Here is a 16,761-nt window from a genome sequence, read left to right on the forward strand (position 1 = left end):
GGGCCGGGCTGCCCGCACCCCCGCGGGGGTGATCCGGTAGGACTGTGCGCATGGCTCTTCACGTGCGCGGTGTCCTGCTCCCCGACGACGAGGTCCGGGATCTCTGGCTGGTCGGCGACCGGGTGACCTTCGAACCGGTGCCCGACGCCGAGACCGTGGCCGACGGCGGGTACGTGCTGCCCGGTCTGGTCGATGCGCACTGCCACATCGGCATCGCCCGGGGCGGCCTGCCGATCACCTCGCTGGACCAGGCCCGCCGGCTGGCCCGGATCGACCGGGACGCCGGCGTGCTGGCGATCCGCGACGCCGGCTCGCCGTACCCGTATCCGGAACTGGAGGACGAGCCGGACCTGCCCCGGCTGGCCCGCGCCGGCCGGCACGTCGCGCCGCCCAAGCGGTACCTGCGCAACATCGGCCTGGAGGTGACGGCGCCGGACGTGGTGCCCACGGTCACCGAGCAGGCGCAGGCCGGCAACGGGTGGGTGAAGCTGGTCGGCGACTGGATCGAGCGGGAGGCCGGCGACCTGGCGCTGGCCTGGGACGTCGACACGATGACCGCCGCGGTGCAGGCCGCGCACGCGGCCGGCGCCCGGGCCGCCGTGCACACCTTTTCCGAGTCGGCCGTGGAGATCATGGTGCGGGCCGGGGTCGACTCGGTGGAGCACGGTACGGGGCTGAGCCTGGACCTGATCGACGAGATGGCCCGGCGCGGCACGGCGCTGGTTCCCACGATGATCAACATCGAGAACTTCGGTGGGATCGCCGACCAGGCCCGGCCGAAGTTCCCGACGTACGCGCAGCACATGCTGGCGCTGCGGGACCGCTTCCCGGAGGTGGTGCGGGCCGCGCACGAGGCCGGGGTGCCGATCTACGTGGGGACCGACGCCGGCGGCGGGATCGATCACGGGCTGGCGGCCGAGGAGATGCTGATGCTGCACCAGCGCGCCGGGATGCCCGCCGTGGACGTGCTGGCGGCGGCGAGTTGGGGAGCGCGAGCCTGGCTCGGCTTTCCCGGGCTGGTCGAGGGGGGACTGGCGGACCTGGTCGTCTACCGCACCGACCCGCGGCGGGACCTGTCGGTGGTCCGCGAGCCGCACCGCATCGTGCTGCGCGGCCGCGTCCTGCGCTGACGGCCGCCCTCCGGCGCGCAGGGTGACGACCCGGCACCCTGCCGTACCGCAAACCCGGTGTCGGGAGGCGCGGGCCGGCGAATAGGATGTGCGGTCATGGCACGCGTGCTCACTCCCCGTGCGGAGGACTTTCCCCGCTGGTACCAGGATCTGATCGCCAAGGCGCAGTTGGCCGACAACGGCCCGGTGCGGGGCACCATGGTGATCCGACCGGCCGGCTACGCCATCTGGGAGCGGATGCAGTCCGAGATGGACGCCCGGATCAAGGCCGCCGGGGCCGAGAACGCGTACTTCCCGCTGTTCATCCCGGAGAGCTACCTCAAGCGCGAGGCGCAGCACGTCGAGGGCTTCTCGCCGGAGCTGGCGGTGGTCACCCACGGCGGCGGCAAGCAGCTCGCCGAGCCGGTCGTGGTCCGGCCCACCAGCGAGACGGTGATCGGCGAGTTCATGGCCAAGTGGGTGGACTCCTACCGTGACCTGCCGCTGCTGCTCAACCAGTGGGCCAACGTGGTCCGCTGGGAGCTGCGGCCCCGGGTGTTCCTGCGCACCAGCGAGTTCCTCTGGCAGGAGGGGCACACCGCGCACGCCACCGAGGCGGACGCGCGGGCGTACGCCCGGAAGATCCTGCACGAGGTGTACGAGGACTTCATGGTCAACGTGCTCGGCGTCCCGGTGCTGGTCGGTCGCAAGACCGACCGGGAGCGGTTCGCCGGCGCCACCAGCACGTACACCTGCGAGGGCATGATGGGCGACGGCAAGGCGCTCCAGTGGGGCACCAGTCACGAGCTGGGGCAGAACTTCGCGAAGGCGTTCGACATCACCTACTCGTCCGCCGAGCGCACCCAGGAGCACGCCTGGACGACCTCCTGGGGGACCTCCACCCGGATGCTCGGCGGCCTGATCATGAGCCACGGGGACGACAACGGGCTGCGGGTGCCGCCGCGGATCGCGCCCGTCCAGGCGTACGTGATGATCGTGAAGGACGGCGACGGGGTCGGCGAGGCCGCGGCCAAGCTGCGGGACGCGCTGCGCGACGCGGGCGTGCGGGTAGCGCTGGACGACCGCACCGACACCGCGTTCGGCCGCCGGGCGGTGGACGCCGAGCTGAAGGGCTATCCGGTACGCGTCGAGGTGGGTCCGCGGGACCTGGCCGCCGGCAACGCCACGGTGGTCCGCCGGATCGACGGCGGCAAGGCGCCGGTGCCGGTGGCCGAGGTCGTCTCGACGGTGCTCGCCGCGCTGGATGCCGACCAGCAGGCGCTGTACGACGAGGCGCTGGCGCTGCGCGAGTCCCGGACCACCGAGGTCGGTTCGCTGGCCGACGCGATCGAGGCGGCGGCCACCGGCTGGGCCCGGGTGCCCTGGTCGGCCGTTGGTGTCGAGGGCGAGCGCGAGGCCAACGGCCAGGGCGTGACCGTGCGCTGCCTGCTGCGCGCCGACGGCTCGGTGCCGGACCGCGAGGACGAGCCGGACCTGGTGGCGATCCTCGGCCGCGCCTACTGACGCGCCTGCGTGGCGGTGGGCGGCGATAGGCTCGGCGGCATGCGTTTCGAGCCCGGTCGGCTGATCGTCCACCGCAACGTACGCCGCGGCCGGATCGGCTGGGCGCGTCCGACCCGGGTGGTCTCCGACGACGACCGGGGGCTGCTGCTCTGGCTTGCCCGGGGCACGCCGGTGGCCCACGAGGTCGCCGCCGACGGTCGGGTCATGCGCGACATGCCGTTCACCGAGTGGGTCACCCTCGCGTACCGGACGGTCCCGGTCCGCTGGGTGGGGGCGTCGATTCTGATGTTCCTGCCGGCCGGCGCGGCGCACTCGGTGTGGTGGTGGTTCGACGACGACGGCCGGTTCGCCAGCTGGTACGTCAACCTGGAGGAGCCCGGCGTGCGCTGGGACGACGGCGCGGTGGCCGGGGTGGACGTGGTCGACCAGGATCTCGACGTGGTGGTCGCGGCGGACCGGAGCTGGGTCTGGAAGGACGAGGACGAGTTCGTCGAGCGGCTGGCCCTGCCGGAGCACTACTGGGTGCCGGACGAGGCGGCCGTGCGCGCCGAGGGGGAGCGGGTGATCAAGATGGTCGAGGCCGGCGAGTTTCCCTTCGACGGCACCTGGACCGGCTTCGCCCCGGACCCGGCCTGGACCGCGCCGGCCGCCCTGCCGCCGGGCTGGGATCGACCGCCGGTCCGGTGATATCCGGACAAAACCACCAGAACGCCCCATCGTGGTCGTTCGCGGCCGGTGTCCGGTCGGCGGCGCGGGAAGATCGGTGGGCACGGGTACGGCGTCCGGTGTGAACGACCGGGGTGCCGTCTGGCACAATGGTCTGCTGGTACCTGGCGCACGACCGGCGCCCTCTAACCCGGTCGTGTCGCCCGTCCACCCGAGTCGTCTCCCGGCGCAACCCCACGTGCCGGTCGGCGCTCACCCGCCCACCGCCCAGTCGGGCCGGTGAGAATCGCAACAGGAGCGAACAGACCGTGGCCGTAAAGATCCGGCTCCTGCGGATGGGTAAGATCCGCAACCCGCAGTACCGCATCGTCATCGCCGACTCGCGTACCAAGCGCGACGGTCGGGCGATCGAGTTCGTCGGCATCTACCAGCCCAAGCTGGAACCCTCGCTGATCCAGGTCAAGTCGGACCGGGTGCAGTACTGGCTCTCCGTCGGGGCCCAGCCGAGCGAGGCCGTGCAGCGCATTCTGGAGAAGACCGGCGACTGGCAGAAGTTCAAGGGCCTGCCCGCGCCCGAGCCGCTGAAGGTCGCCCCCGAGCGGGTCGACCGCAAGGCGGCCTACGAGGCCGAGGCGAAGGCCGCAGCCGGCGTCGCCGACACCCCGGCCAAGCCGGCCAAGAAGGCGGCCAAGTCCGCCCCGGCCGCGGAGAAGGCGGAGAAGCCCGCCGAGGCGGCCCCGGCCGCCGCGACCGAGGAGCAGGCCGGTGCCAACTCCGGCGAGCAGGGCTGACGTGGCGCTCCGGCCCGCGCTTGAGCACCTGGTCAAGGGCATCGTTGACCACCCGGACGACGTACGGGTCCGGCTCGTCGACTCCCGGCGGGGCAAGCGGCTCGAGGTGCGCGTGCACCCCGAGGACCTCGGAACGGTGATCGGCCGTTCCGGGCGTACCGCCAAGGCCCTGCGCCAGGTGATCGGCTCGGTCGGTGGCCGTGGCGTCCGGGTCGACATCGTCGACTCGTACTGATGCTGCTGATCGTCGGTCGGATCGGCAGGCCGCACGGCATCCGCGGTGAGGTCACCGTCGAGGTCCGTACCGACGAACCCGAGGCCCGGTTCGCTCCCGGGTCGGTGCTGGGCACCGACCCGGGAGCGGCGGCCGGCCGCACCGCCGGATCGGTCGACGTTCCCGAGGCGTACCAGATCCCCGGCGAGCTGACCGTGCTGGCGAGCCGGTGGCACCAGGATCGACTGCTGGTGACCTTCGAGGGCATCCCGGACCGCAACGTGGCCGAGGCGCTGCGGGACGTCCTGCTGCACGTGGAGAGCGCCGAGGTGAGCGCGCCCGCGGATCCGGACGAGTTCCATGACCACCAGTTGATCGGGCTGGCGGTGGTCGACCCGGCGGGCGAGCCGCTGGGCGAGGTGACCCGGATCGACCACGCGCCCGCGAGCGACCTGATCGTGCTGCGCCGGCCGGAGGGCGGGACGGCGCTGGTGCCGTTCGTCCGGCAGATCGTCCCCGAGGTCGACCTGGCCGGTCGGCGGATCGTCGTGGACGCCCCGCCCGGCCTCTTCGATCTGTGAGCTTCACCACCCCGATGCGCGTCGACATCGTCACGATCTTCCCGGACTACCTGGCACCGCTGGAGCTGTCGCTGATCGGCCGCGCCCGCGCGACCGGGCTGCTGGAGGTCGCCGTACACGACCTGCGGCGCTGGACCCACGACGTGCACCGCACGGTCGACGACACCCCGTACGGCGGCGGCCCCGGCATGGTCATGCGGCCCGAGCCGTGGGGCGAGGCCCTGGACGAGCTGGCGCCGGCCGGGGCCCCGCCGCCCCGGCTGCTCGTGCCCGGTCCGGGCGGGGTGCGGTTCGGTCAGGACCTGGCCTACGAGCTGGCCACCGAGGCGCACCTGCTGTTCGCGTGCGGCCGGTACGAGGGGATCGACCAGCGGGTGCTGGACCACGCGGCCACCCGGATGCCGGTCACCGAGATCTCGCTGGGCGACTACGTCCTGTTCGGCGGCGAGGTCGCCGTGCTGGTGGTGCTGGAGGCGGTGACCCGGCTGCTGCCCGGGGTGCTGGGCAACGCCAGCTCGCTGGACGAGGAGTCGCACGCGCACGGGCTGCTGGAGGCGCCGGTCTACACCAAGCCGCCGAGCTGGCGCGCGCTGGACGTACCGGAGATCCTGCGCTCGGGGGACCACGGCCGGATCGCCCGCTGGCGCCGGACCAGCGGACTGCTGCGGACCGCGGCCCGCCGGCCGGACCTGCTGGCCGCGCTCGACCCGGCGGAGCTGGACAAGCACGACGTGACCGCGTTGCGGGAGGCCGGATTTCAGGTGCCGGGCTCGGATGTGGCAGAGTAGGGGGTTGCCGCAGTCGGCCGCGCCGCGTCCGCCTGCGAGGACCCCGGGACCGTGTCGGGGTCAGAATCACCCGACCGCGCGCCGCGGTGGCGCGCCGTGAGCCGTACGAGGATGCAGCGATGAACACCCTGGACGCGCTTGACGCCCAGTCGCAGCGGACCGACCTGCCCGACTTCCGTGCCGGTGACACCGTGAAGGTGCACGCCCGAGTCGTCGAGGGCAACCGGTCCCGGGTCCAGATCTTCCAGGGCGTCGTCATCCGGCGTCAGGGATCGGGCCTGCGCGAGACCTTCTCGGTCCGCAAGGTCAGCTTCGGCGTCGGTGTCGAGCGGACCTACCCGATCAACAGCCCCGCGATCGACCGGGTCGAGGTCGTCACCCGCGGTGACGTGCGCCGGGCCAAGCTCTACTACCTGCGTGAGCTGCGCGGCAAGAAGGCCAAGATCAAGGAGAAGCGGGAGAAGCAGCCGAGCTGACCCCCCCGAGTTGTCCCGCCGGGCCGGCGCCGCGATCACCGCGGCACCGGCCCGGCGTCGTTCGGGGGCCGCCGCCTCCCGTACCGGTATCCGGCGCATGGCCGCTAGTCTGGTCGGGCGGGCCGCGTCGCGGCTCTGGTCGGACGGGCCGGCCACAGTGGCGACACATCGGGACCGGAGGGTCGCGTGGTACGCAGGGAGCTGGACCGACCCGCCGCCGAGCCCTGGCGCCGTCGGGTCCGTCGGGTCCGCCGGCAGATGCCGATGTGGCAGGAGATCCCGCTGCTGCTCGTGGTGGCGTTCTGCCTCGCCGTGCTCATCCGGACCTTCCTGCTCCAGGCGTTCTTCATCCCGTCCGGGTCGATGGAGCAGACCCTGCTGATCGGCGACCGGGTGCTGGTCAACAAGATCGTGTACGACGTGCGCGATCCGGTGCGCGGCGAGGTCGTCGTGTTCCGCGGCACCGACAACTGGGCGCCCGAGGCGGCCAGCGAACCCACCCCCGGCTTCCTCGGACGGCTCGGGCGCACCCTCGGCGATCTGGTCGGGGTGAGCCGACCGGGCGAGAAGGACTTCATCAAGCGGGTCATCGCGCTGCCCGGTGACAAGGTGGCCTGCTGTGACGCCGACGGTCGGGTCACGGTCAACGGGCATTCGCTGGACGAGTCGGCGTACCTGTGGCAGGACTCGCCGCTGGACCTGCCGGCGAACCCGCAGGAGTGCCGGTCCCGGCAGTTCGACGAGGTCGTGGTGCCGCCCGGCCAGCTCTTCGTGATGGGTGACCACCGGCTCGTCTCGCAGGACGCCCGGTGCCAGGGGCCGGTGCCGATCGCCAACGTGATCGGCCGGGCCTTCATCATCATCTGGCCGCACGAGCGCTGGGCCACCCTCCCGGTTCCGGCGACCTTCGCCGACGTACCGGACGCGCAGGCCGCGGCGGCGTTCGGACCGGTACCGGTCGCCGGTACGGCGCCGCCGGCCGGTACGCAACCGCCGGGCGGCGCGGACCCGGTCGCCGGTACGGCGCCGGCCGCCGGTGTGCCGCCGGTGGACCCGGGTGGGCGTACGGGCGCGTTGACCCCGATCGTGCTGTCCCTGTTGCTCACCACCGTTTTCGGCGCGCGTGCCCGGCAACGTCCCACAACTCGACCACGTAGGCTCTTTCCGTGATTGACGAGCAGACCGACAAACCCAAGCCGCGCAGTTCGTTCTGGAAGGAACTGCCCATCCTGCTGGGCGTGGCCATCCTGGTGGCGGTCCTGGTCCGCGCCTTCGTGTTGCAGACCTTCTACATCCCGTCCCAGTCGATGGAACACACGCTCGACGTCAATGACCGGGTGCTGGTCAACAAGCTCGTCTACGACTTCCGCTCGCCGCACCGCGGCGAGGTGATCGTCTTCGAGGCGCCGCCGGACTGGCGGAACACGCCCGAGGGCGAGGACTTCATCAAGCGGGTGATCGGGGTCGGCGGCGATCACATCGTCTGCTGCGACACCCAGCGTCGGATCACCGTCAACGGGCACCCGCTGGACGAGCCGTACATCTTCGCGAACGTGGACGGGCAGCACGACCCGGCGGCGGACGAGGACTTCGACGTCACCGTGCCGGCCGGCCGGCTCTGGGTGATGGGTGACCACCGGTCGCAGTCGGGCGACTCGCTGGAGCACTGGGAGCAGTCCCAGGGCGACATCCAGGCCGCGACGATCACCGAGGACTCGGTCGTGGGCCGCGCCTTCACGGTGTTCTGGCCGTTCAGCCGGGCCAAGTGGCTGTCGGTGCCGTCGACCTTCGACTCGGTGCCCGGACCGACGGGTTGACGGCGCTGTTCGACGTCGGTTCCCCGCCCTACGCTGTCCCGGTGACGACCTTCATTGATCGCCGTGCCGCCCGGGTGTTACTCGTCGACGACGTCGGTCGGATCCTGCTGCTGCACGGCTCCGACCCGGGCCGGGCCGGTTTCGACTACTGGTTCACCCCGGGCGGCGGGCTCGAACCGGGCGAGTCGATGGCCGCCGCCGCGGTGCGCGAGCTGGCCGAGGAGACCGGGCTGCGACTCGCGCCGGACGAACTGGGCGAGCCGGTCTGGCGGGAGGTGACGGAGTTTCCGTTCGACGGCCGCTGGTACCGGCAGGAGCAGGAGTTCTTCCTCGCCCGGGTGCCGTCGTGGACGCCGGACACGGCCGGATTCGACGAGATCGAGCGCATGTCCATCGACGCACTCCGCTGGTGGACCCCGGCCGAGTTGACCGGGACGACGGAGCGGATCTATCCGGCGGAGCTGGCTGCGGTGCTCGGCAGTGCGGTCGACGGTCTCGCGGTCGATGGCGGTCCTGCGGTGGACGGCGGTCCCGTGGTCGACGGTCGGGCGGTGGCCGCCGGGGGCGGCGAGGCATGCTGACGCCGCCGCGCACGGTCGTGCGCCGGGAGGCCGGCCTGTACGCGCTGGAGCAGGCCCTCCAGCGGCGCGGCTTCCGGCACGTGGCGGGCGCCGACGAGGCGGGCCGGGGTGCCTGCGCGGGGCCGCTGGTCGCGGCGGCGGCCATCCTGCCCGCGGGTCGGCGCGGCGAGATCGAGGGGCTGGCGGACTCGAAGCTGCTCACCAGCGCGGCCCGGGAGCGGGTCTACGACCTGGTGGTGCAGCGCGCCCTGGCCTACGCGGTGGTGGTGGTCCCGGCCGAGGAGGTGGACGGGCGCGGCCTGCACGTGTGCAACGTGTCGGCGCTGCGCCGGGCGCTGGCGTCGCTGTCCACCCGCCCCGACTACGTGCTGACCGACGGGTTCCGGGTCGACGGGCTGGGCACGCCCGGCCTGGCCGTCTGGAAGGGGGACCGGGTGGCGGCCTGCGTGGCGGCGGCCAGCGTGCTGGCCAAGGTCACCCGGGACCGGATCATGGTGGAGCTGGACGCCAGCTTTCCGGACTACGGCTTCGCCGAGCACAAGGGCTACGTCACCGCCGAGCACAGCGCCGCGCTGGACCGGCACGGCCCGTGCGTCGAGCACCGGTTCTCGTACGTCAATGTGGCGGCCGTCTCGGGCCGGTCCGCCCGCCCGCCGAGGTCCCGCCGTCCGCTGCCCGAGCGCCCGGACGAGGCGGTGGAGCGCGGCGGCTCGCCAAGGGGTACCGTCGGCGTGGCGTTGGGCGACCAACCCCGGCCGCCGGTGTCGGTGGGGGAAGATGTGGCCATGGAAGGCGGAGTGGGATGAGCGCGGAAGATCTCGAGAAGTACGAGACCGAGATGGAGCTGCAGCTCTACCGGGAGTATCGCGACATCGTCCGCCAGTTCTCCTACGTGGTGGAGACGGAACGGCGTTTCTACCTGGCCAACCAGGTCGATCTGCACGTGCGCAACTCCGACGGCGAGGTCTACTTCGAGGTCGAGATGCACGACGCCTGGGTGTGGGACATGTACCGCCCTGCCCGGTTTGTCAAAAATGTTCGGGTAATGACGTTTAAGGACGTCAACGTGGAGGAATTGGAAAAGCCGGACATCTCCCTTCCCACGGACTCGGGCTTCGGCAATTAGTCCGAAACGCCGCGGCTAGTCGCCCGGCTCCGGCTCCGGTAGCACCGCCACGTTCACCCGCTGGACCAGGTTGTTGGCGAACCCACCGCGGTTCCACGCCTGCTCCACCGGCTGCGTGCGACCGCTGGCATCCACCGCCCGCGCCGACAGCACGTACCGGCCCGGGCGCGCCGTCCACGCGTACCGCCAGCGACGCCACGCCCACGGGCCGGCCGGCGCCGGTTCGAGTTCGGCCGGCGACCAGGTCGCGCCGCCGTCGGTCGTCACCTCCACCCGCACCACCGGGGCGTGGCCGGACCAGGCCCGGCCGTCCACAGTGCACGGGCCGGGGCGCAGCACCCGCCCACGGGACATGAAATCGGGAAATCCGGGCGGCCGCACCAGGGCCCGCGGCTCGATCCGGGTGACCGGCACGCCGGCCTCGTCGGGCCGCTGCCGCAGCCGGTACGCCACGGCGTTCTGGTAGCCGTCGAACTCCCTGTTGAGCACCGTGATCCGGGTCAGCCACTTCACACTGGCCATGCCGTACCAGCCCGGCACCACCAGCCGCAGCGGCGCACCGTGCTGCGGCAGCAGGGGAGCACCGTTCATCTCGTACGCCAGCAGCGGGCCGTCCTCCACCGCGGCGGCCAGCGGCAGCGCCCGGCGGTAGTCCTGCTCGATCCCGCGCTCCACCCCGTGATCGGCGCCGGTGAACACCACATCGACCGCGTCCGCGGCCAGGCCCGCCTCGCGCAGCAGCGGCGCCAGCGGGGTACCCGTCCACTCGGCGGTGCCGACCGCCTCCACCAGCCAGGGCTGGCTCACCGGACGGGGATCGAGCAGGGCGCGGCCGTTTCCGGCGCACTCCATCGTGACCCGGTGGGTGACCCGAGGCCGGTCCCGGAGATCCGCGAGGTCCAGCGTCAACGGCCGCTCGACCCGGCCGTCCAGCACGAGCCGGTGACCGGCGGGGTCGAGGTCCGGGATGTCGTAGTGGATCAACAGGTAGTGCAGCCCGGCCGGCGTGACGTCGTACCGCAGCGCCTCCAGCGGCAGGGCGTGGTTGCGGCCGGCCAGCCGCAGTTCCTCGGCGCTGATCCCCTCGCCGGGGTCGGCCACCCGAGCCGGCGCGCTCACCTCGTTCACCGCGTGTCCTCCGGTCCTGCCCGATTGTGCCGTTGCCGTTGCCGTTGCCGGGGTGGGCGGCCATAGCACAACCGGCGGCCCGGCGGGCGTTGTCCACAGCCTGCCCGCTCATCCACAGCCGGGGCAAGCTGCCCTTGTCCGGCCGCCGCAGGCTGGCCAGGCTGGCGGTGTGCTGATGGGATCGGGACTTCTGGCCGCCGCGGCGACCCTGCTCGCCCTGGTCGGTGCGGCACCGCCGGTCGGTCCGGTGGCGCCGGCCGGTGTTCCGGGAGCGGCGGTCGGGGTCCGGGGAGCGGCGGTCGGGGTCCCGGCGGCGGGGCGGCGGCTCGTGCCCGAGGCGACCGGGGCGGCCGGATTCCGCTGGCCCGTGGACGGCGCGCCGCTCGTCACGCGCCGCTTCGACCCGCCGCCGCGGCCCTGGCAGCCGGGACACCGTGGAGTGGACCTTGCGGTGGCGCCGGGAGCGGTGATCCGGTCGGCCGGCCCCGGCACGGTGGCCTTCGCGGGTCAGGTCGCCGGGCGTCCCGTGCTGACCGTTCGGCACGGCGACGGGCTGCGCACCACGTACGAGCCGGTGGACCCGCTGGTGCGGCCCGGCGACGACGTACCGGCCGGCGCACCGATCGGGCGGCTCCGGCCCGGCCACCCCGGCTGCGCGCGGGCGGCCTGCCTGCACTGGGGGTTACGCCGCGGCGACACGTACCTGGACCCGCTGAGCCTGCTCGGGCTCGGCCGGGTGCGGCTGCTGCCGACCTGACCGCGGATGGGTCGGGATCAGCGCGGGCCAGACCGGGCGAGCAGCGCCGGCAGGCGCTCGGCGAGCTGCTCGTACTCCTCGGCCCGGTTGTAGACCTGGGCGCTGATCCGCAGGTAGCCCCGCCCGTTTCGGGCGTTCATCGCCACCTCGGCGGAGAGTTCGTCGGCGATCCGCTGGCGCAGCGCCCGGGCCTCCTCGACCGTGCCGGCCAGTCCGGGCGGCAGCGGCAGGACCCGCATGGCGACCGCCGGACCGCCGGGCTGGGGCAGGTCGCCCGGATCCAGCCCGAGCGCGGCGCCGATCACCTGTTGCCCGTAGACGGCCAGCGCCTCGTTGTGGCCGCGGACCGCGTCCAGGCCGAGGGTGCGCAGCGTGAACAGGCCGGTGGGCGCGGCGAGCCACGGGGTGTAGTCGAGGGTGGACTGGTATTCCACGTTGAGCGGGAAGCCGGACGCCTGTTCCCAGGAGACCGCCAGCGGTTCGATCCGGGACCGCCACCGGGGCGCCACGGCCAGCAGCGCCGTGCCCCGCGGCGCGAGGGCCCACTTGTGCAGGTTGCCGACCCAGAAGTCGGCGCCGATGTCCCGGACGGCGACCGGGAGCATCCCCGGCACGTGCGCGGCGTCCACCAGCACCGGAACGCCCTGATCCCGGGCCGCCGCGGCGATCGCCGCGGCGGGGAACAGCCGGACGGTCGCGGAGCTGAGCTGGTCGGTGATCAGCAGCCGGGTCCGCCCGGGTCGCAGCCCGGAGCGGACGATGGCGACCAGTTCGTCGTCGGTCGCACCCAGCGGGATCGCGAGGGTGCGCAACACCGCTCCGGTACGGCGGGTTTCGCGCTCCACCGCCAAGCGCACCGCACCGTACCCGTGGTCGGTCAGCACGATCTCGTCCCCGGCGCGCAGGTCCAGCGACTGGAGCACCAGCGCCGTACCCAGGGTGGCGTTGCCGACCAGGGCCGCTCCGTCCGGCTCGGCGCCGAGGAAGGTCGCCAGGTGCCGGCGGGTGTACTCGATCCGGTCCGCCAGCCCGCGGGCGAAGAAGCGGAGCGGGTTGGCCTCCATCTCGTCCCGTAGCCGCTGCTGGACGCGTTGCACGCCGAGCGGCACCGCGCCGAACGAGCCGTGGTTCAGGTGCGCCACCGCCGGGTCGAGGGAGAACAACAGCCGGGCGCCGGGCATCGGCGCGGGTGGCCGGGCCGCTACCGTCGTCACCTGCCAGATCGTAGCGGTCCGGTGATCCGCGCTCGCGTTTCCCGCCGGTTCCTCACCCGCCCGGGCCGCACCGACCCGGCCTGGCCAAGGCCGCGCGGGTCCCGCCCGCCCGGCGGGTCTCGCCTGCCGAGCGGAACACGCCTGCCCGGCGGGTCTTGCCTGCCGAGCGGAACACGCCTGCCCGGCGGGTCTTGCCTGCCGAGCGGAACACGCCTGCCGAGCGGGATTCGTCGGCCGGGCCGGGCTCGGCGGCGCGACCGTCGGTCAGGCCCGTGGATGCGCCTGCCGGTACGCGGCACGCAGCCGGTCGACCGAGACGTGCGTGTAGATCTGGGTGCTGGACAGCGAGGAGTGGCCCAGCAGTTCCTGCACGGCCCGCAGGTCGGCGCCGCCCTCCAGCAGGTGCGTGGCCGCCGAGTGCCGCAACCCGTGCGGGGTCGTCTTCGGCAGGCCGGCCGCGGCCGCGTACGCGCCGACCGTGCGGCGGGCCACGGTCGGCTGGAGCCGGCCGCCCCGCGCCCCGAGCAGCAGGGCGTCCCCGCTTTCCGGGCCGGCCAGCACCGGCCGACCCAGCCGGAGCCAGCCGTCCAACGCCCGCTGCGCGGGAACGCCGTACGGCACGGACCGTTCCCGGTTTCCCTTGCCCAGCACCCGCACCACCCGGCGCCCCTGGTCCACGTCTGCGGTGTCGAGGCCGCAGAGTTCGCTGATCCGGACGCCGGTCGCGTAGAGCAGTTCGAGCATCAGCCGGTCGCGCAGCAGCACCGGCGCGTGTTCCGGGTCCGGGGTGCCGGTCCCGTCCGGCGTCTCGACGAGGCGGTCGGCCTGGTCGGCGCGCAGCACGGTGGGCAGTTCCCGGTGCGCGCGGGGACTGGCCAGCGACGCGCCCACGTCGCAGCCGAGCAGCCCGGCCCGGTGCGCCCAGCCGGTGAAGGTCCGGGCGGCGGCGGCCCGGCGGGCCAGCGAGGTCCGGGCCGCCCCGGTGGTGCGCAGCCGGGCCAGCCAACTGCGCAACACCGCGAGGTCCAGCTCGCCGGGGGAGCCGCAGCCCATCCGGACCGCGTGGTCGAGCAGCGAGACGACGTCGCCGACGTACGCCCGGATGGTGTGCCCGGAGCGGTTGTCCACCCGGGACAGCTGCCGGGCGAACTCGTCCACGGCCTCGCGCATCGCCGACGGCAGGGCCTCGTGCAGCGTTCGGGTGCTGCGGCGCGTCATCCTGTTGACCGTCCGGGCCGGAACCGGTCACGTCAAGTCGGCGCGCCGGGGCCGTCGCGGTGCGAGCGCGTACCCGGCGTCGGTGCGGACCAGCAGCCCGAGATCCTCCAGCAGCGGCACCTTGCGCAGCACCGTCCGCAGGTCGACGCCGGCGCGGGCGGCGAGCTGCTCGACGTCCAGCGCACCGCGGAGCGGAACGGCCTCCAGCAGCAGCGCCGCCTCGTCGTCCAGCCGGTCGCGCGGATCGTCCGGTCCGCGCGGCACCGGCGCGAGGTCTTCACCGATCCGGCCCACCTCTTCGAGGATGTGCGGCACTCCGGCGACCAGCCGACTCTCCGGATACTTGCGGAGCAGTTCGTGCGCGCCGACCGACATGGCGGAGGTCACCGGCCCGGGTACGACCATGGCCGTGCGGCCCAGCGCCAGCGCCCGACCGAGGGTCTGGGTGGCGCCACTGCGCGCGGCGGCCTCGACCAGCACGCTGCCGACCGTAGCGGCGGCGATCACCCGGTTGCGGGTGAGAAACCGCGGTCGCAGCGGCGCCGCGCCGGGCGGCCACTCGCTGACCAGCAGGCCACCCTCGGCGATCCGGTCGAACAGCGCGGTGTTGCCGACCGGGTAGGGACGGTCCACCCCGCAGGCCAGCACCGCCACCGTCGGCCCGCCGGCCCCGAGCGCCCCGCGGTGAGCGTCCGCGTCGATGCCGAACGCCCCGCCCGAGACCACCGTCCAGCCCCGCTCGGCCAGCCCGCAGCCGATCTCCGCCGCCACGTGACTGCCGTACGGCGTGGCGGCGCGCGATCCCACCACCGCGACCGAACGGTCCAGCACGTCGTGCAGCGGCCAGCCGCCGCGCAGCCAGAGGCACAGCGGCGGCGCCAGTTCCCGGTCGACCCGGCGTTGCGCCGGCCGACCCCACAGCCGTTCCAGATCGGCCAGCCGGGGCGGCCAGTCCGGGTCCTCGGGGGTGACCAGCCGCGCGCCCAGCCGTACCGTGTGCTCGGCCGCGGCCTCGGCGGCCGCCCGCGGATCGCCGGCCGCCAGCCGGGCCGCGACCGAGGCGCGTAGGGCCGGATCGGCGACCTCCCCGGCCAGCAACCGTTCCAGCGCGGCGAGCGGACCATGCCGTCGCACCAACCAGTAGACCGTCCAGGTGCCGGGCTCGGCCAACCAGCCGAGCGCGATCCGGGCCAGCGCCGTGGGCGTCATGGCAGCTCTCCGGTGCGCATCGCGGTGGCCTCCTCGATGTCGTCGCGGCCGGGTCGGCCCCGGCCGTCCAGGTCGGCGATCGACCAGGCGAGCCGGATGACCCGGTCGAAACCGCGGGCCGACAGCGAGCCGGAGTCCAGCCGCCGTTGCAGGCTGCCGAGGTCCCGGATGGGCAGCCGCCACGGCGGCCGGCGCAGCGTCGCCCCCGGCACCTCGGCGTTGACCTGCCGGCCGATCGGCGCCCAGCGTTCCCGGGCGGCGTCCCTGGCCCGGGCGACCCGGGCGCCGACCTGCGCGGAGGACTCGGGCAGCCGGTCCGGGTCCAGCAACTCGGCCGCGCGCAGCGGCTTGAGCATCACTCGTACGTCGATGCGGTCCAGCAGCGGGCCGGACAGCCGACCCAGGTAGCGCCGCCGGACCAGCGGCGAGCACTCGCAGTAGGCGTCGCCGGCCGGGCGCGCACACGGGCACGGGTTTCCGGCCACCACCAGCTGCACCCGGGCCGGATACTCGGTGGCCGCCTGGGACCGCCGCAGCACCACCCGGCCGTCCTCCAGCGGCTGCCGCAGCGCCTCCAGCGCGCCGCGCCCCAGTTCCGGGGCCTCGTCCAGGAAGAGAACGCCGCGGTGCGCGAGCGACAGGGCGCCCGGTCGGGCCAGCCCCGAACCGCCGCCCACCAGCGCGGCGATGGTGGTGGTGTGGTGCGGGGCCTGAAACGGCGGCCGCCGGATCAACCCGATCCCGGGCGGCAGCAGCCCGGCGATCGAGTGCAGCGAGGTCACCTCCAGGGCGGCGGCGTCATCCAGCGGCGGCAGGATCGACGGCAGACGCTCGGCGAGCATGGTCTTCCCGGCCCCCGGCGGCCCGAACAGGGCGAGATGATGGCCGCCGGCCGCCGCCACCTCGACGGCCCGGCGACCGAGCTGCTGCCCGGCGACGTCGGCGAGGTCCGGCCCGCTGGCCGGATCCGGCGGCCGTTCCGCGGGTGGTTCGGGCAGCACCTCGCCGTTGCGGATGAAGGCCACGAGCCGGTGCAGGGCGTCCACCGAACGCACCCGGACGCCGGGCACCACGGCGGCCTCCGCCGCGTTGGCGGCCGGCACGATCACGCCGCGTACCCCGGCACGCGCCGCCGCGGCCACCATCGGCAGGGTGCCCCGGACCGGCCGGACCGAGCCGTCCAGACCCAGCTCGCCGAGCACGACCACGCCGTCCAGCGGCGCCAACGGCAGCTCACCCGAGCCGCCGAGCATCGCAGCGGCGATCGCCAAATCGAATGCCGAGCCATGCTTGGGCAGGGTCGCCGGCAGCAGGTTGACGGTGATCCGCCGGTTGGGCCACCGCTGACCCGAGTTCACGATCGCGGCCCGGACCCGGTCCCGTGCCTCGTGCAGGGCGGTGTCCGGCAGGCCGGACAGCACCACCGCCGGTAACCCGGGCGCCAGGTCCGCCTCCACCTCGACGAGTTGGCCGGTCACCCCGACCAGGCCCACGCAGAGCACCTTCGCGTAGCTCATGACGCCCTGTGCCTGATGATTCGCTCGCTGCGCTCGCTTATGACG

At 73.8% G+C, this 16,761-nt stretch carries 19 protein-coding genes; 14 read left to right on the forward strand and 5 right to left on the reverse strand.

Annotated elements, in window-relative coordinates:
* The first annotated feature begins 50 nt into the window (after window positions 1-50).
* From CIK06_RS07140 to CIK06_RS07200, 13 genes are all read left to right on the forward strand, one after another.
* Window positions 51-1,130 (forward strand): amidohydrolase family protein, encoded by a 1,080-nt coding sequence (locus CIK06_RS07140; protein WP_095564153.1) that lies wholly within the window; start codon window positions 51-53, stop codon window positions 1,128-1,130.
* A gap of 96 nt (window positions 1,131-1,226) precedes the next feature.
* Complete coding sequence (gene proS, locus CIK06_RS07145) at window positions 1,227-2,633, forward strand: proline--tRNA ligase (RefSeq protein WP_095564154.1); 1,407 nt, start codon at window positions 1,227-1,229, stop codon at window positions 2,631-2,633.
* Window positions 2,634-2,672: 39 nt separating this feature from the next.
* Complete coding sequence (locus CIK06_RS07150) at window positions 2,673-3,320, forward strand: DUF402 domain-containing protein (protein ID WP_095564155.1); 648 nt, start codon at window positions 2,673-2,675, stop codon at window positions 3,318-3,320.
* Between the two features lie 287 nt (window positions 3,321-3,607).
* Window positions 3,608-4,090 (forward strand): 30S ribosomal protein S16, encoded by a 483-nt coding sequence (gene rpsP / locus CIK06_RS07155; protein ID WP_095564156.1) that lies wholly within the window; start codon window positions 3,608-3,610, stop codon window positions 4,088-4,090.
* Window positions 4,065-4,325, forward strand: a complete 261-nt coding sequence (locus CIK06_RS07160) for an RNA-binding protein (protein WP_095564157.1) — start codon at window positions 4,065-4,067, stop codon at window positions 4,323-4,325. The genes rpsP and CIK06_RS07160 overlap by 26 nt, the downstream gene beginning before the upstream one ends.
* Window positions 4,326-4,327: 2 nt before the next feature.
* A complete protein-coding gene (rimM, locus tag CIK06_RS07165; protein ID WP_198348284.1) occupies window positions 4,328-4,885 on the forward strand; it encodes a ribosome maturation factor RimM in 558 nt (185 codons plus the stop codon).
* 14 nt (window positions 4,886-4,899) lie between these two features.
* The gene (trmD, locus tag CIK06_RS07170) at window positions 4,900-5,673 is read left to right on the forward strand and encodes a tRNA (guanosine(37)-N1)-methyltransferase TrmD (protein WP_095567636.1); all 774 of its coding nucleotides are present in this window, start codon (window positions 4,900-4,902) and stop codon (window positions 5,671-5,673) included.
* Between the two features lie 119 nt (window positions 5,674-5,792).
* Window positions 5,793-6,149, forward strand: coding sequence for a 50S ribosomal protein L19 (gene rplS, locus CIK06_RS07175; protein ID WP_095564159.1), 357 nt, complete (start codon window positions 5,793-5,795; stop codon window positions 6,147-6,149).
* Window positions 6,150-6,335: 186 nt separating this feature from the next.
* Window positions 6,336-7,319: a signal peptidase I gene (gene lepB, locus CIK06_RS07180; protein ID WP_369916110.1), complete on the forward strand. Its 984-nt coding sequence runs from the start codon at window positions 6,336-6,338 to the stop codon at window positions 7,317-7,319.
* A complete protein-coding gene (lepB, locus tag CIK06_RS07185; protein WP_095564161.1) occupies window positions 7,316-7,966 on the forward strand; it encodes a signal peptidase I in 651 nt (216 codons plus the stop codon). The genes lepB (CIK06_RS07180) and lepB (CIK06_RS07185) overlap by 4 nt, the downstream gene beginning before the upstream one ends.
* A 41-nt stretch (window positions 7,967-8,007) precedes the next feature.
* Window positions 8,008-8,547, forward strand: a complete 540-nt coding sequence (locus CIK06_RS07190; RefSeq protein ID WP_095567637.1) for an NUDIX hydrolase — start codon at window positions 8,008-8,010, stop codon at window positions 8,545-8,547.
* On the forward strand, window positions 8,541-9,353 hold the full coding sequence (locus tag CIK06_RS07195; protein ID WP_095564162.1) for a ribonuclease HII: 813 nt from the start codon (window positions 8,541-8,543) through the stop codon (window positions 9,351-9,353). Before CIK06_RS07190 ends, CIK06_RS07195 begins: the two co-directional genes overlap by 7 nt.
* A complete protein-coding gene (locus CIK06_RS07200; RefSeq protein WP_095564163.1) occupies window positions 9,350-9,673 on the forward strand; it encodes a DUF2469 domain-containing protein in 324 nt (107 codons plus the stop codon). Before CIK06_RS07195 ends, CIK06_RS07200 begins: the two co-directional genes overlap by 4 nt.
* 15 nt (window positions 9,674-9,688) lie before the next feature.
* Here the strand turns inward: CIK06_RS07200 and CIK06_RS07205 are convergent, their stop codons facing one another.
* Window positions 9,689-10,801: a sulfite oxidase gene (locus CIK06_RS07205; RefSeq protein ID WP_095564164.1), complete on the reverse strand. Its 1,113-nt coding sequence runs from the start codon at window positions 10,799-10,801 to the stop codon at window positions 9,689-9,691.
* A gap of 175 nt (window positions 10,802-10,976) precedes the next feature.
* Here CIK06_RS07205 and CIK06_RS07210 point away from each other — a divergent pair, with 175 nt between their 5' ends.
* The gene (locus tag CIK06_RS07210; RefSeq protein ID WP_095567638.1) at window positions 10,977-11,558 is read left to right on the forward strand and encodes a murein hydrolase activator EnvC; all 582 of its coding nucleotides are present in this window, start codon (window positions 10,977-10,979) and stop codon (window positions 11,556-11,558) included.
* A 17-nt stretch (window positions 11,559-11,575) separates the two neighbouring features.
* Here the strand turns inward: CIK06_RS07210 and CIK06_RS07215 are convergent, their stop codons facing one another.
* The 4 genes from CIK06_RS07215 to CIK06_RS07230 all read right to left on the reverse strand — a co-directional run bounded on the left by CIK06_RS07215 (window position 11,576) and on the right by CIK06_RS07230 (window position 16,716).
* Window positions 11,576-12,739 (reverse strand): aminotransferase class V-fold PLP-dependent enzyme, encoded by a 1,164-nt coding sequence (locus tag CIK06_RS07215; protein WP_095564165.1) that lies wholly within the window; start codon window positions 12,737-12,739, stop codon window positions 11,576-11,578.
* A 297-nt stretch (window positions 12,740-13,036) separates the two neighbouring features.
* Window positions 13,037-13,990, reverse strand: coding sequence for a tyrosine recombinase XerC (locus CIK06_RS07220; protein WP_095564166.1), 954 nt, complete (start codon window positions 13,988-13,990; stop codon window positions 13,037-13,039).
* A 27-nt stretch (window positions 13,991-14,017) separates the two neighbouring features.
* On the reverse strand, window positions 14,018-15,199 hold the full coding sequence (locus CIK06_RS07225) for a DNA-processing protein DprA (RefSeq protein WP_095564167.1): 1,182 nt from the start codon (window positions 15,197-15,199) through the stop codon (window positions 14,018-14,020).
* Window positions 15,196-16,716 carry a YifB family Mg chelatase-like AAA ATPase gene (locus CIK06_RS07230; protein WP_095564168.1) on the reverse strand — a complete coding sequence of 507 codons (1,521 nt, stop codon included), beginning with the start codon at window positions 16,714-16,716 and terminating at the stop codon, window positions 15,196-15,198. The genes CIK06_RS07225 and CIK06_RS07230 overlap by 4 nt, the downstream gene beginning before the upstream one ends.
* Window positions 16,717-16,761: the final 45 nt, after the last annotated feature.

The organism is Plantactinospora sp. KBS50 (assembly GCF_002285795.1).
Taxonomy (GTDB): domain Bacteria; phylum Actinomycetota; class Actinomycetes; order Mycobacteriales; family Micromonosporaceae; genus KBS50.

Coding starts and splice junctions, on each gene's coding strand:
- CIK06_RS07140 (WP_095564153.1), top strand. CDS start 51: ATGGCTCTTCACGTGCGCGGTGTCCTGCTCCCCGACGACGAGGTCCGG.
- proS (WP_095564154.1), top strand. CDS start 1,227: ATGGCACGCGTGCTCACTCCCCGTGCGGAGGACTTTCCCCGCTGGTAC.
- CIK06_RS07150 (WP_095564155.1), top strand. CDS start 2,673: ATGCGTTTCGAGCCCGGTCGGCTGATCGTCCACCGCAACGTACGCCGC.
- trmD (WP_095567636.1), top strand. CDS start 4,900: ATGCGCGTCGACATCGTCACGATCTTCCCGGACTACCTGGCACCGCTG.
- rplS (WP_095564159.1), top strand. CDS start 5,793: ATGAACACCCTGGACGCGCTTGACGCCCAGTCGCAGCGGACCGACCTG.
- CIK06_RS07195 (WP_095564162.1), top strand. CDS start 8,541: ATGCTGACGCCGCCGCGCACGGTCGTGCGCCGGGAGGCCGGCCTGTAC.
- CIK06_RS07200 (WP_095564163.1), top strand. CDS start 9,350: ATGAGCGCGGAAGATCTCGAGAAGTACGAGACCGAGATGGAGCTGCAG.
- CIK06_RS07210 (WP_095567638.1), top strand. CDS start 10,977: ATGGGATCGGGACTTCTGGCCGCCGCGGCGACCCTGCTCGCCCTGGTC.
- CIK06_RS07215 (WP_095564165.1), bottom strand. CDS start 12,739: ATGCCCGGCGCCCGGCTGTTGTTCTCCCTCGACCCGGCGGTGGCGCAC.
- CIK06_RS07220 (WP_095564166.1), bottom strand. CDS start 13,990: ATGACGCGCCGCAGCACCCGAACGCTGCACGAGGCCCTGCCGTCGGCG.
- CIK06_RS07225 (WP_095564167.1), bottom strand. CDS start 15,199: ATGACGCCCACGGCGCTGGCCCGGATCGCGCTCGGCTGGTTGGCCGAG.
- CIK06_RS07230 (WP_095564168.1), bottom strand. CDS start 16,716: ATGAGCTACGCGAAGGTGCTCTGCGTGGGCCTGGTCGGGGTGACCGGC.